The sequence below is a fragment of the Aquabacterium sp. genome, assembly GCF_016195855.1.
Lineage (GTDB): Bacteria > Pseudomonadota > Gammaproteobacteria > Burkholderiales > Burkholderiaceae_C > Aquabacterium.
The window spans coordinates 128084-142024 of record NZ_JACPYU010000016.1; the positions used below are offsets into that span (position 1 = coordinate 128084).

Consider the following 13941-nt stretch of genomic DNA (forward strand, 5'->3'; position numbering starts at 1 on the left):
CGGCAGAGGCTTTACAAAACAAAGGTCGCCGGTTGGTGGAACCATCGCGCGATCAGTCTTTCAAAGACCTCAGGTCTGGGTGAGTTCAAAGTTGCGATAACCTTTGAACTTGCCGCAAGTCATCAAACAAGGACGTCCGAATGCCCGCCTACAAGCGCATCCTCTTGAAACTTTCTGGTGAAGCCCTCATGGGTGATGATGCCTATGGCATCAACCGCGCGACCATCGTCCGCATGGTCAAGGAAATCCAAGAGGTCACCGCCCTGGGCACCCAGGTGGCGGTGGTGATCGGCGGCGGCAACATCTTCCGCGGCGTGGCGGGTGGTTCTGTCGGCATGGACCGCGCCACGGCTGACTACATGGGCATGCTGGCCACCGTGATGAACTCGCTGGCGCTGGCGGACACCATGCGCCAGGAAGGCATGACGGCGCGCGTCATGTCGGCCATCAGCATCGACCAGGTCGTCGAGCCTTATGTGCGCCCCAAGGCCTTGCAGTACCTCGAAGAGGGCAAGGTCGTGGTGTTTGCGGCCGGTACCGGCAACCCCTTCTTCACCACCGACACGGCCGCCGCCCTGCGTGGTGCCGAGATCGGCGCGGAGATCATGCTCAAGGCCACCAAGGTCGATGGCGTGTACTCTGCTGACCCCAAGAAGGATCCCCTGGCCACGCGTTATGGCAGCATCACGTTTGATGAGGCCTTGATCAAGAATTTGCAGGTGCTGGATGCGACCGCCTTTGCGCTGTGCCGCGATCAGAATCTGCCCCTGAAGGTGTTCTCGATCTTCAAGCCCGGTGCGCTCAAGCGCGTGGTGCTGGGTGAAGACGAAGGCACTTTGGTTCACGTTTGACAGGGTCGTCGCCCGTCGTTTTATTGTTCAGTTATCCCTCTCACGCGTTTGTCGGGTTGTAAAACATTCGCACGGAGTTTCTTTATGAGCATCGCAGATATCAAGAAAAGCGCTGAGCAGAAAATGCTCAAGTCCATCGAGTCGTTCAAGAGCGAGCTGGCCAAGATCCGTACCGGTCGTGCTCACCCAGGCATTCTGGATCAGGTGCAGGTCGATTACTACGGCTCGCCCGTGCCCATCAGCCAGGTGGCCAACGTGTCCTTGCTGGACGCCCGCACCATCAGCGTTCAGCCTTGGGAAAAGGGCATGGGCGCCAAGATTGAAAAGGCGATCCGCGAATCGGATCTGGGTCTGAACCCCTCCACGCAAGGTGACCTGATCCGCGTGCCGATGCCGCCGCTGACCGAAGAGCGACGCAAGGAGTTGACCAAAGTGGTCAAGAACGCCGGCGAAGATGCCAAGGTCTCGGTTCGCAATGTGCGTCGCGATGCCAATGAGCAAGCCAAGCGGATGCTCAAGGACAAGGAAATCACCGAAGACGAAGACCGCCGTTCGCAAGACGACGTTCAGAAGCTCACCGACAAGACGATCTCCGAGATCGACAAGCTGGTGGCAGGCAAAGAAGCCGAAGTGCTGGCCGTTTAAGCCTTTCGCTTTGTCATAATCGCGACGCAGTCTGAGGCGGCTTTGCCGCCTCGCTGTGTTTCTGGCGCGCCTTGTTGTGGGCGCGGTGCACCCTCTCACCTTTGTTGCGCTGATGGCCAAGTCTCCCGCTGTTGATCCGGTTCCTCGTCACGTTGCCATCGTCATGGACGGCAATGGGCGTTGGGCGCGCAAACGCTTCATGCCGCGTGGTGTGGGCCACAAGGCCGGGGTGGACGCGCTGCTCAAGGTGGTGCAGGCGGCGGCTGACCGTCACATCGGGTTCCTGACGGTGTTTGCTTTCTCTTCAGAGAACTGGAAGCGCCCGGAAGAAGAGGTCTCGGGTTTGATGAGTCTGTTGCTGGTCGCGCTGTCCAAGCACCTGCTCAAGCTTAAGGCAGACGGCGTGCGCCTTCGCGTCGTGGGCGACCTGGCCAATGTTTCCGAGAAAGTGCGCAATGCCTTGCTGGAAGCCCAGGCCTCGACGGTGGACAACAGCCGCCTGATCCTGACGGTGGCCTTCAACTACGGTGGCCGTTGGGACATCGTCCAGGCTACCCGCCAGGCGATGCGTGCAGGCGTGTCGGCCGATCAGATGGATGAAGCCACGTTGTCGCGCTACATGGCCATGAATTACGCGCCGGACCCGGATCTGTTCGTCCGCACCGGCGGTGAGGTGCGCCTGTCCAACTTCCTGCTGTGGCAGAGTGCGTACGCCGAGCTGTATTTCACCGACTGCCTGTGGCCCGACTTCGACGCGAAGGAGCTGGACAAGGCCATCGCCAGCTATGTCCAGCGCGAACGTCGTTTCGGTGACGTGGGTGCGTCTGGCGAAGGCGAGGGGGCGATCGGTAGTGGCGGCTCTGGTGACGGCGAAGCCGACGCCTTCGCTTGAAGGAGCCTGGCGGATGCTCAAGCAACGTGTCATCACGGCCCTGATTCTGGTGGCCATCCTGTTGCCGACATTGGCAGCGCAGGCGGCCTGGCCATTCGCCATCCTGACCTTGGTGTTCATCTCCGCCGCGGGCTGGGAGTGGTCGCGTCTGAACGAGGCGCCTGGCGCGCGCGCGGTGATCATGGGCGCGGCTGTGGCGGGCTCTTGTCTTTTCGTAGCCCGGTATCTGGGCTTGTCCGTGTGGGGCGCGTCGCAGGCCCCCGTGTCTGACTCCCTGGGGCATGTGCACGGCTGGGGGCACCCGCTGGTGGGTTTTGCCACGCCGGCCATCATCTGGCTGGCGGCTTTGCTGATCTGGGTGCTGGGCGGTGCCGCCGTGTTGCGCTTTGGTACGGCGCACTGGAAGCAATCCCCCCAACTCCTGCGCAGATTGCTTGGCCTGGCCCTGCTGGTCCTGGCCTGGTTGGCCCTGGTTGAAAGCAAGGCTCAGGGCCTGAACTACCTGCTGTCGGTGTTCTGCCTGGTCTGGGCTGCAGACATCGGCGCCTACTTTGGTGGCCGTACTTTCGGCAAAAACAAGCTGGCGCCGTCCATCAGCCCTGGCAAGAGCTGGGAGGGCGTCTGGTCAGGCATGCTGGCCGTTGCGCTCCTGTCGGCCATCTGGATCTGGATTGACCGCAATGTCGGGGTGGATTCCCCCAGTCTTTACAGCCGCTTGTTGATGGGGCTGGGCCCCGTCGGTATGCTGGCGGCGCTGGCCTTCCTGGCTGCCATGAGCGTGGTGGGGGATTTGTTCGAGTCCCTGATCAAGCGCCAGGCCGGTGCCAAGGACAGCAGCCAGTTGCTGCCTGGCCATGGCGGGGTGCTCGATCGCATCGACGCCTTGCTGCCGGTGCTGCCTTTGTCGCTGGCTTTGATGACCTTGTGCCATGGTTGACCACACTTCTACCCGCCCTCAACGCCTGTGCATCCTCGGTGCCACAGGCTCCATCGGGACCAACACGCTCGATGTGGCCGCGCGCCACCCTGAGCGTTTCGAGGTCTGGGCGCTGAGCGGCGCGTCTCGCGTGGACGAGTTGCTGGCACAGTGTGCCCAGCATCAGCCGAAGTTTGCGGTGATGCCGTCCGAGGCCGTGGCGGCGCAGTTGCGGGACAAGGTGCGTGCTGCCGGTCTGCGCACCGAGGTGCTCAGTGGCGAGCAGGCGCTGTGCGACATCGCCTCGCATCCCGATGTGGATGTGGTGATGGGCGCGATCGTGGGGGCGGCCGGGCTGGCGCCCTGTCTGGCTGCGGCCCGCGCGGGCAAGCGCCTCTTGCTGGCCAACAAGGAAGCCCTGGTGGTGGGCGGTGGCCTGTTCATGCAGGCCGTCAAGGATGGTGGCGCCACGCTGCTGCCGATCGACAGCGAGCATTCGGCCATTTTCCAGTGCCTGCCTGAAGACCCGGCTAGCTGGGCTTCACGCATTGACCACATCGTGCTGACCGCATCGGGCGGGCCCTTCCGTCAGCGTGATCCAGCCACGTTTGCAGACATCACGCCGGATCAAGCCTGTGCGCACCCGAACTGGGTCATGGGCCGCAAGATTTCGGTGGATTCGGCGACCATGATGAACAAGGCGCTGGAAGTGATTGAAGCGCGCTGGCTGTTCAACCTGACGCCTGATCAGATCCGCGTGGTGCTGCACCCGCAGAGCATCATCCACTCCATGGTGGTGTGCCGCGATCGCTCGGTGCTGGCCCAACTGGGCACGCCTGACATGCGTGTGCCCATCGCCTATGGCCTGTCGTGGCCGCAGCGCATCGAGTCTGGTGCCGAGATGCTGGATTTCAGCCAGCTTGGTGCCCTGACTTTCGAGCAGCCGGACGCCGCCCGCTACCCCGGGCTGCAACTGGCCTGGCAGACCTTGCGTGCGGCGCCTGGCAGCACCTGCGTGCTCAATGCGGCCAACGAGGTGGCGGTGGATGCCTTCCTGAATCGCCGCATCCGTTTCGATCAGATTCACCACGTGAATGTGCAGGCCTTGTCTGATTGTGTCGTGCCATCTGGCGCGGTCGAGTCGGTTGAAGGCTTGTTGTCACTGGATGGGCAGGCTCGCCGTGTGGCAGAGTCGGTGGTGACGGGCCTGGCACGCTGATCGTGCAGCGGCCCACCACATCGGGTGCCTCAAAGGCCGTGTTCCAAGGAGTAGGGCGATGCTGATCACCGTGCTGGCGTTCATCTTGACCATCGGGGTACTGGTGGTCATCCATGAGTATGGGCATTACCGGGCCGCCGTGGCGTGCGATGTCAAGGTGTTGCGTTTCTCGGTGGGCTTTGGCCGCGTGCTGTGGTCGCGCGTGCGTGGTGAAACCGAGTTCGTGGTGTCGGCCTTGCCGCTGGGTGGCTACGTCAAGATGCTCGACGAGCGCGAAGGTGCCGTTGATCCCGCCGAGCTGCATCGCGCGTTCAATCGCAAGCCTTTGCCGCAGCGTGCGTTCGTGGTGGCCGCGGGCCCGCTGGCCAACCTCGCGCTGGCGGTGCTGCTGTATGCCTGCGTGAACTGGGCGGGTGTGTCCGAGTTGCGCCCCTGGTTTGCGCAGCCCAAGGCTGACAGCCTGGCCGCGCAAGCCGGCCTGCAGTCGCGCGACGAAATCATCGCCTTGAAACCCGACGGCGCCGATGGGGGCGATGCCACCGAGTGGTACGCCGTGCGCTCCATGAATGATCTGCAATGGCGCCTGACCCAGCATGCGCTCAAGGGGCAGGATCTGGTCTTGCGCGTGCAGTCGAAGGTGAAGGCTGATGAGCCTGCCGGTGGCGAACGCCTCTTGCATCTCAAGCTGAGCCAGATCAGCGCCTCGGAGGTCGACGGCGAACTGATGAGCCGCATCGGCCTGACAGGCCCTTATGGCGAGCCCATCATCCGCACCGTGCTCGATGGCGGTGCCGCCCAGAAGGCGGGGCTGCGCAATGGTGACCGCGTGCTGGACGTCAACGGCCAGGCACCCACCGACGTCTCGCATCTGCTGCGCATCATCCGTCAGAGCCAGGACAAGGGGCAGGCCTTGCCCATGGACATGCGCATCGAGCGTAGCGGTCAGGTGTTGCAGCTGCACGTGCTGCCGGTGATGAAGCAGGTAGAGGGGCAGATGCTGCCCCGCATCGACGCTGCGCTGGGTGGGCCGGCCGCCACGGTGACAGTGCGCTATGGCCTGCTCGATGGCATGCAGCGCGCCCTGGTCAAGACCTGGGATGTGTCGGTGCTGAGCCTGAACATGCTGGGCAAGATGCTGGTGGGGCAGGCTTCCCTGAAGAATCTGAGCGGGCCGCTGACCATTGCCGACTACGCAGGGCAGTCCGTGCGCCTGGGGTGGGCTTACTACGTGGGCTTCCTTGCGCTGGTCAGCGTCAGCCTGGGGGTGCTCAATTTGCTGCCGCTGCCGGTCCTCGATGGCGGACACCTCATGTATTATCTTTTCGAAGGTGTCACGGGCCGGCCCGTCTCTGAACGTTGGCTGGAGCGCCTACAACGTGGTGGCGTCGCCATCATGCTGGTGATGATGTCACTGGCCCTTTACAACGACCTGGCGCGCCTGATGGGCGCGCACTGAGTTATTTCCGCATGCAAATTCCTTCCATGACTGCTGTCCGGTTCAAGCCGACCCTGCTCGCTGCCTTGCTGGCATCTTCCTTGTTCCAGGCTGCATGGGCTGTCGAGCCCTTCGTGCTCAAGGACATCCGTGTTGAAGGCCTTCAGCGTGCCGATGCCGGTACCGTGTTTGCCTCCCTGCCTTTCCGGGTGGGTGACACCTATACAGACGACAAGGGCGCTGCCGGTTTGCGCTCCCTGTTTGCCACCGGCCTGTTCAAGGACGTGCGCATCCAGATCGATGGCAACATCGTGGTGGTGGTCGTGGAAGAGCGCCCCGTGATCTCCCGCGTGGAGTTCGTGGGCACCAAGGAGTTCGACAAGGACAACCTGGTCAAGGCGCTGAAGGACGTCGGCATTGGCGAAGGTCAGCCTTTCGACCGTGCGCTGGCCGACCGCGCCGAGCAGGAGCTCAAGCGCCAGTACCTCACGCGCAGCCTGTACGGCGTCGAAGTGGTCACCACGATCACGCCCGCCGAGCGCAACCGCGTGAACGTGACCTTCACCGTGACCGAAGGCGAAGTCACCAAGATCAAGAGCATCCGCATCACGGGCAACCAGGCTTTCTCGGAAGGCACCTTGCTGTCGCAGATGGACCTGACCACGGGCGGCTACCTGACCTGGTACACCAAGTCCGACCAATACGCCCGCTCCAAGCTCAATGCCGACCTGGAGTCCATCAAGGCCTACTACCTCAACCGTGGTTACCTTGAATTCAAGATCGAGTCCACCCAGGTGGCGATCTCGCCTGACAAGCAGGACATCTCGATTGCGATCAACGTGACCGAAGGGCCGCGCTACGTGATCACGGGCGTCAAGCTCGATGGCGATTACCTGGGCAAGGAAGAGACCTTCCGCAAGCTGATCACGATCAAGCCGGGCGAGGCCTACCGCGCCGAGGACGTGGCCTCGACCATCAAGGCCTTCACAGACCGCTTTGCCGCATTCGGCTATGCCTTTGCCAAGGTGGACTTCCGCCCCGAGCTGGACCGCGAAAAGGGCCAGGCCGTGGCCGTGCTGGTGGCGCAGCCGCAGCGTCGTGTCTACGTGCGCCGCGTCAATGTGGCCGGCAACTCCCGCACACGTGACGAAGTGATCCGCCGCGAGTTCCGCCAGTTCGAAGCGGCCTGGTACGACGGCCAGAAAATCAAGCTGTCGCGCGACCGCGTGGACCGTCTGGGCTACTTCAAGCAGGTCAACATCGAAACCACCGAGGTGCCCGGTACGGCCGACCAGGTTGACCTGACCCTCACGGTGGAAGAAAAGCCCACCGGCAACCTGATGCTGGGCGCGGGCTTCTCCAGCGCCGAGAAGTTCACGCTGACCGCATCGGTCAAGCAGGACAATGTGTTTGGTACCGGCAACTACCTGGGGGTGGAGCTCAACACCAGCAAGTACAACCGCACCATCGTGGTCAGCACGGTGGACCCGTACTTCACGGACAACGGCATCTCGCGTTCCTACGACGTGTTCTACCGCACCTCGCGCCCCTTGAGCACGCAAGGTGGTGACTACGAGATCGTGACCCCGGGTGCCGCGGTGCGTTTTGGTGTGCCTTACACCGAGTTCGACACGGTGTTCTTCGGCGCCGGTGCCGAGCAGACCGCGATCCATGGCACCACGGGCTTGCCCGTGAGCTACCAGCTGCACCGCGAGATCTTTGGCGAGCGCAGCCTGTCCGTGCCCCTGACCGTGGGCTGGGCGCGTGACGCCCGTGACAGCACCATTGCCCCCACCAGCGGCCGCTACCAGCGCGTCAACCTGGAGTGGGGCGTGGCGGGTGATACGCGCTACCTGCGCAGTGACTACCAGTTCCAGCAATACCTGCCGCTGACCAACCGCTACACGCTGGGTTTCAACAGCGAGTTCGGCTACGGCACGGGCCTTTCTGGTAAACCCTATCCCGTGTTCAAGAACTTCACCGGTGGCGGTCTGGGTACGGTGCGTGGCTTCGAGCAAGGCTCGCTGGGCCCCGTGGACATCGAAGGCGCCTACGTGGGCGGCAACAAGCGCATCAACCTCAATACCGAACTTTACGTGCCCTTCCCCGGCGCGGGCAATGACCGCACGCTGCGCTTGTTCGGTTATGTGGATGCAGGTAACGTCTGGGGTGAAAACGAAGCGGTGCGCTGGAAGGACTTCCGGGCATCGGCTGGTGTTGGTATCAGCTGGGTGTCGCCGGTCGGCCCGCTCAAGCTGAGCTACGGCAAGCCCTTCCGCTACCTCGATCAAGATAAAATCCAGAAACTCCAGTTCCAGATCGGCACGGCATTCTGATCATGAAATCGATTCTCAAGACACTGCTCGCCAGCGCCATGCTCATGGGCGCGGTGGCTGTTCACAGTCAGGAACTCAAGATCGGTTTTGTGAACCTGGATCGCGTCTTGCGTGACGCGGTGCCGGCCAAAGCCGCGCAGACCAAGCTCGAGGCGGAGTTCAACCGCCGCGAGAAGGAGTTGGGTGAGACCGAGTCCCGTCTCAAGAGCGCGTCCGATCGCTTCGAAAAGGATGCCCCGACGCTGGGTGAAGGCGAGCGCGTTCGCCGCCAGCGTGACCTGGTGGACCAGGACCGCGAACTGCAGCGCAAGCGCCGCGAGTTCCAGGAAGACCTCAACCAGCGCAAGAACGAAGAGCTGTCCAGCGTGCTGGACCGCGCCAACCGCGTGGTCAAGCAGATTTTCGACCAGGAAAAGTTCGACCTGATCCTTCAGGAAGCCGTGTTTGCCGGCCCGCGCGTGGACATCACTGACAAGGTCATCAAGGCCTTGAATGGCGGATCGAGCAAGTGAGCGGCTCCTCGTCAGCGCCTGACACGATTTCTTCTGCTGACCGTGCCGCGCCCCGCCTGACCACCACGCTGGGGCAGCTCGTGGATGCGCTGGGCGGCGAGTTGCACGGTGACCGCGAGACGGTCATCCAGAACATCGGCCCGCTTGACACGGACCGTGGCGCTGCGATTTCCTTCCTCTCCAACCCGAAGTACCGCAGCCAGTTGCTGACGACGAAGGCGGCGTGCGTCATCGTGAGCGCCGCAGCGCAGGACGAGGCCGTGGCCCGTGGCGCGGCGATCGTCACGGACGACCCCTATCTGTACTTTGCGCGCCTGACGCAGTGGTGGGCGCAACGTGTGCGGCCTCGCCCGGCGGCCGGCGTGCACCCCTCGGCGGTGGTGGACCCCAGCGCCGTACTGGGGCAGGGCGTGAGCATTGGCCCTCTGGCAATCATCGAGGCCGGTGCCGTGATCGGTGATGAGGTGATCATCGGCCCGCATTGCGTGGTCGGCGAGCGCGCCCGCGTGGGTGCACAGACGCGCCTGGCGGCCCATGTCACGCTGGGTTTTGACTGCGTGGTCGGCCAGCGCTGCATCTTCCACAGCGGCGTGGTCATTGGCGCAGATGGTTTTGGTTTCGCCCCCAACAAGGGCACCTGGGAAAAGATCGAGCAGCTCGGTGCCGTGCGCATTGGCGACGACGTCGAACTGGGCGCCAATACCTGCGTGGACCGTGGCGCCATCGAGGACACTGTCATCGAAAAGGGCGTCAAGCTCGACAACCTGGTCCAGATCGCGCACAACGTCCACATCGGCGAGCATTCGGCCATGGCCGGCTGCGTGGGTGTGGCCGGCAGCGCGCACATCGGTGCACATTGCACGGTGGGTGGCGCTGGCATGATCCTGGGGCACCTGACCCTGGCGGACAATGTGCACGTGTCCTCCGGCACGCTGATTTCGCGCTCCATCAACAAGCCCGGCGTCTACAGCGGGGTCTTCCCATTCGACGAGAACGCATCCTGGGAGAAGAACGCGGCCACGCTGCGCCAGCTCCATGCCCTGCGTGATCGCATCCGTACCCTAGAGAAACAGATCAAATCGTGATGGACATCCACAAGATCCTCGACAAGCTCCCGCACCGTTATCCCTTCCTGATGGTGGACCGTGTGCTGGAAATCGAAAAGAACGTGCGGATCCGCGCCTTGAAGAACGTGACCATCAACGAGCCGTTCTTCCAGGGCCATTTCCCCACGCGCCCGGTGATGCCGGGTGTGCTGATGCTCGAAGCCCTGGCGCAGGCCGCTGCCTTGCTGGCTTTTGATGCGATGGGCGAGGGCGCCGATGAAAACTCGGTGTACTACTTCGTCGGCATCGATGGTGCGCGTTTCAAGCGCCCCGTGGAGCCCGGTGACCAGCTGATCCTGGACGTGCAGATGGACCGCAACAAGGCCGGCATCTACAAGTTCAACGCCCAGGCCTTCGTGGGTGAGGAGCTCGCCGTGTCTGCGCAGATCATGTGCACTGTGCGCAAGGTGGCCTGATTCCGTCATGGCAAGCATCCATCCAACGGCCCTTGTTGACCCGCAGGCCAAGCTGGCCGATTCCGTGTCGGTGGGCCCTTACGCCCTCATTGGGCCCCATGTCAGCATCGGTGAAGGCAGCACGGTTGGCGCGCATTGCGTGATCGAGGGCCACACCACGATCGGGCGCGACAACCGCATCTTCCAGTTCGCCTCACTGGGGGCCGCCCCGCAGGACAAGAAGTACGCGGGCGAACCCACCCAACTGATCATCGGCGACCGCAACACCATCCGCGAGTTCACGACCTTCAACACCGGCACAGTGCAGGACAAGGGCGTCACGCAGATTGGCGACGACAACTGGATCATGGCTTATGTGCATGTGGCGCATGACTGCGTCATCGGCAACGACAACGTGATCGCCAACTCCGTGCAGTTTGCCGGCCACGTGACCGTGGGCAACCACACCCTGATCGGTGGCATCAGCGGCGTGCACCAGTTCGTGCGCATCGGTGATTTCGCCATGGTGGGCTTCCAGACCCGCCTGTCGCAAGACCTGCCGCCCTTCGTGCAAGCAGCCGGCAACCCGGCTCAGGCTCAGAACGTGCACCAGGAAGGCCCTCGCCGCCGCGGTTATTCGGCTGAGCGTCTGAGCACGCTCAAGCAGATGTACAAGCTGCTGTACCGCAAGGGCCTGACCCTGGAGGCCTCCAAGGCCGAGATTGCAGCCTTGCGTGGCCAAGTGCCTGAGGCGGACGCCGACATCGACATGATGTTGGGCTTCCTGGCTGACGCTTCGCGCGGCATCGTGCGTTGAGCGGCATGACGACCGGTCCGCGTGTGGCCATGGTGGCCGGCGAAACCTCCGGCGACCTGCTGGCGGGCTTGCTGCTGGGTGGCATGCGCGCACGCTGGCCTGATCTGACGGCCTCCGGCATCGGCGGCCCGAAGATGGCGGCACACGGCTTCCAGGCCCATTGGCCCTACGAGAAGCTGGCCGTGCACGGCTTCAACCTGGAAGTGCTGAGGCGCTTTCGCGAGATCTGGGGCATCCGTGAGCAACTGGCGGCGCGCCTGTTGCAGGAGCGTCCAGACGTGTTCATTGGTGTGGACGCGCCTGACTTCAACCTCGGGCTGGAAGCGCGGCTGAAAGCCCAGGGCGTCAAGACCGTGCACTTCGTCAGCCCCTCCATCTGGGCATGGCGAGGCGGGCGCATCAACAAGATCCACCGTTCGGTGGACCACATGCTGTGCCTGTTCCCCTTCGAGCCCAAGCTCTATCAGGACAAGGGCATTGCGGCCACTTATGTGGGGCACCCGCTGGCCGATACCATCCCGCTGGAGGTGCCGCGTGAAGCGGCCCGTGCCAAGCTGGCGCTGGGGGCCGATGTCCAGGTGGTGGCTGTGCTGCCCGGCAGCCGTGGTGGCGAGATCCGCCACATCGCGCCGACCTTCCTGCAAACGGTGGCCCGCCTGAGCCAGCAGCGGCCTGATCTGCGCTTCCTGCTGCCCATCGTGCCCGGCATGCGCGCCCTGGTCGAGCCCATGGTGGCCGAACATGCGCCCAAGGCCGCCTTGACCTTGCTGGACGGGCAGTCACACGAGGCGTTGGCCGCTTGCGACGTCACCCTCATTGCCAGTGGCACGGCCACGCTCGAGGCGGCCCTGTTCAAGCGGCCCATGGTGATCGCATACAAGATCAGTGCGCTAAGCTGGCCCATCATGAAGCGCATGGCCTACCTGCCCTGGGTGGGGCTGCCCAATATCCTGTTGTCTGACTTCGTCGTCCCCGAGCGCCTGCAACATGAGGCCAACCCCGAGCAACTGGCTTCGGATGTCCTGGCCTGGCTGGACCAGCCCGCTCGTGCCCAGTCGGTGCAGCAACGTTTCCTCGAACTCCATCACACCCTGAGGCGAGACACCGCCCGGGCCGCCAGCGATGCCATCGCCCAAGTCCTCGAAAGCCGTTAAGGCGACCAAGGCCGCGTCCTCGCGCGGTGAACCCCTGCTGCCACAACAGCTTGACCTGTTGTGGCCAGCCGACTCGGCGGGTTTGCTCGCCGGTGTGGACGAAGCCGGTCGCGGCCCTCTGGCAGGCCCCGTGGTGGCCGCCGCCGTGATCCTGGACGACGAGCAGCCCATCACCGGCCTGGCGGACTCCAAGAAGCTCACCGCACGCCAGCGCGAGCGCCTGTACGACGAAATCCGGGCCAAGGCACTGTGCTGCTGCATCGCCGAGGCCACGGTCGAGGAAATCGATGCCATCAACATCCTGCAGGCCACGATGCTGGCCATGCGCAGGGCCGTGGAGGGTTTGCGCCTCAAGCCCGCGATGGTGCAGGTAGACGGCAACCGGGTGCCGGTGCTCAATGTGCCGGCACAGGCCATTGTCAAGGGCGACTCGAAAGTGCAGGCGATTTCTGCGGCATCCATCCTGGCCAAGGTGCACCGTGACCGCTTGTGCGTACAGTTGCACGAGGCCTACCCGCACTACGGTTTTGACGCCCACAAGGGCTACCCGACGGCAGACCACGTGGCCGCGCTGCGCCTGCATGGCGCGACCCCGGCGCACCGCCGCAGCTTCGGGCCCGTGAAGGTGGCCCTGGGGCTGGCACCTGACCCTTCCCTGATTCAGCCTCGCTGACCCCTGCGCCACTTCGATGGCCTGATTTTGATGAGCACCACCCAACTGATCACCTCGCGCGACAACCCGCTGGTGCAGCGTCTGCGCAAGCACGCGCAAGATCCGTCTGCCTACCGCAAGCTGGGCGAAGTCTGGCTGGAAGGCGATCACCTGTGCTCGGCCTGTCTGGCCCGTGGCGTGCCCGTGGCGCTGGCGGTGATCGCCGACACGGCCTGGCTGGGCGAGCACGGCATGGCCGCTGGTCACGACGAACTGGCACGCAAGCTGAGCGAGCTGGCCCGCCGGGCCGACAAGGTCGTGGTGGTGCCGCAAGCACTGTGGAAGGTCTTCAGCGGCCTGGAGTCGCATGCGCACCTGGGTTTCCTGCTGTCCCGCCCCGAGGGGGATGCGGCGGGCTCGGGCATCCGTTCCGGTTTGCGTTCGGTGGTGCTGGACCGTGTTCAGGACGCAGGCAATGTCGGCAGCATCCTGCGCAGCGCGTCGGCCATGGGGTTCGAGCAAGTGGTGGCGCTCAAGGGCACGGCCGCCCTGTGGTCGCCCAAGGTCTTGCGCGCCGGCATGGGGGCGCACTTTGCGCTGCATCTGGTGGAGCAGGTGGTGGCGGACGATCTGGCCGCGCTGGCTGTGCCGATGGTGGCCACCAGCTCGCATACCGATCAACTGCTGCCCACGGCGCCGCTGCCCGATCCTTGTGCCTGGGTGCTGGGGCACGAAGGGCAGGGCGTGGCCGAAGCCGTCATGGCCCGCTGTGCGCTGAAGGTGGCCATTCCGCAGCCGGGTGGGGAAGAGTCGCTCAACGTGGCAGCCGCCGCAGCGGTGTGCCTGTATGAGTCCCTGCGCCGTCGTCAGCCGGCCTGAGCCTGGCGGAACTTTGCTCGTTTTCACAGGCTGAAATTGCAGTTGAAAAGACCCTGGCTCGCCCGCAGATAAGGGGCAAGGCGCTTGGGGTTGACATAAGCCGCCTACAATCACCGCGGAACCTCAGCCCCA

At 63.8% G+C, this 13941-nt stretch carries 14 protein-coding genes; all 14 read left to right on the forward strand.

Features of this window, described 5'->3' with window-relative positions; translation table 11 throughout:
- The first annotated feature begins 140 nt into the window (after positions 1–140).
- The 14 genes from pyrH (at position 141) to HY019_RS14035 (ending at position 13809) form a co-directional block, all read left to right on the forward strand.
- Positions 141–851, forward strand: coding sequence for a UMP kinase (pyrH, locus tag HY019_RS13970; protein ID WP_290693085.1), 711 nt, complete (start codon positions 141–143; stop codon positions 849–851).
- An 84-nt stretch (positions 852–935) separates the two neighbouring features.
- Positions 936–1496 (forward strand): ribosome recycling factor, encoded by a 561-nt coding sequence (frr, locus tag HY019_RS13975; protein ID WP_290693087.1) that lies wholly within the window; start codon positions 936–938, stop codon positions 1494–1496.
- Between the two features lie 112 nt (positions 1497–1608).
- On the forward strand, positions 1609–2388 hold the full coding sequence (gene uppS / locus HY019_RS13980) for a polyprenyl diphosphate synthase (protein ID WP_290693089.1): 780 nt from the start codon (positions 1609–1611) through the stop codon (positions 2386–2388).
- A 13-nt stretch (positions 2389–2401) separates the two neighbouring features.
- Positions 2402–3325 (forward strand): phosphatidate cytidylyltransferase, encoded by a 924-nt coding sequence (locus HY019_RS13985; RefSeq protein ID WP_290693091.1) that lies wholly within the window; start codon positions 2402–2404, stop codon positions 3323–3325.
- Positions 3318–4523: a 1-deoxy-D-xylulose-5-phosphate reductoisomerase gene (gene ispC, locus HY019_RS13990; RefSeq protein ID WP_290693093.1), complete on the forward strand. Its 1206-nt coding sequence runs from the start codon at positions 3318–3320 to the stop codon at positions 4521–4523. Before HY019_RS13985 ends, ispC begins: the two co-directional genes overlap by 8 nt.
- 58 nt (positions 4524–4581) lie before the next feature.
- Complete coding sequence (rseP, locus tag HY019_RS13995; protein ID WP_290693095.1) at positions 4582–5979, forward strand: RIP metalloprotease RseP; 1398 nt, start codon at positions 4582–4584, stop codon at positions 5977–5979.
- 26 nt (positions 5980–6005) lie between these two features.
- Complete coding sequence (gene bamA / locus HY019_RS14000) at positions 6006–8294, forward strand: outer membrane protein assembly factor BamA (protein WP_290693097.1); 2289 nt, start codon at positions 6006–6008, stop codon at positions 8292–8294.
- A gap of 2 nt (positions 8295–8296) precedes the next feature.
- Positions 8297–8806 (forward strand): OmpH family outer membrane protein, encoded by a 510-nt coding sequence (locus HY019_RS14005; RefSeq protein WP_290693099.1) that lies wholly within the window; start codon positions 8297–8299, stop codon positions 8804–8806.
- 56 nt (positions 8807–8862) lie between these two features.
- Positions 8863–9891 carry a UDP-3-O-(3-hydroxymyristoyl)glucosamine N-acyltransferase gene (gene lpxD / locus HY019_RS14010; protein WP_290694197.1) on the forward strand — a complete coding sequence of 343 codons (1029 nt, stop codon included), beginning with the start codon at positions 8863–8865 and terminating at the stop codon, positions 9889–9891.
- The gene (gene fabZ, locus HY019_RS14015; RefSeq protein ID WP_290693101.1) at positions 9888–10328 is read left to right on the forward strand and encodes a 3-hydroxyacyl-ACP dehydratase FabZ; all 441 of its coding nucleotides are present in this window, start codon (positions 9888–9890) and stop codon (positions 10326–10328) included. The genes lpxD and fabZ overlap by 4 nt, the downstream gene beginning before the upstream one ends.
- Positions 10329–10335: 7 nt before the next feature.
- On the forward strand, positions 10336–11124 hold the full coding sequence (gene lpxA, locus HY019_RS14020; protein WP_290693103.1) for an acyl-ACP--UDP-N-acetylglucosamine O-acyltransferase: 789 nt from the start codon (positions 10336–10338) through the stop codon (positions 11122–11124).
- 5 nt (positions 11125–11129) lie between these two features.
- Complete coding sequence (lpxB, locus tag HY019_RS14025; RefSeq protein WP_290693105.1) at positions 11130–12278, forward strand: lipid-A-disaccharide synthase; 1149 nt, start codon at positions 11130–11132, stop codon at positions 12276–12278.
- Positions 12247–12951 (forward strand): ribonuclease HII, encoded by a 705-nt coding sequence (rnhB, locus tag HY019_RS14030; RefSeq protein WP_290693107.1) that lies wholly within the window; start codon positions 12247–12249, stop codon positions 12949–12951. The genes lpxB and rnhB overlap by 32 nt, the downstream gene beginning before the upstream one ends.
- Before the next feature lie 30 nt (positions 12952–12981).
- Positions 12982–13809 (forward strand): RNA methyltransferase, encoded by an 828-nt coding sequence (locus tag HY019_RS14035; protein ID WP_290693109.1) that lies wholly within the window; start codon positions 12982–12984, stop codon positions 13807–13809.
- Positions 13810–13941: the final 132 nt, after the last annotated feature.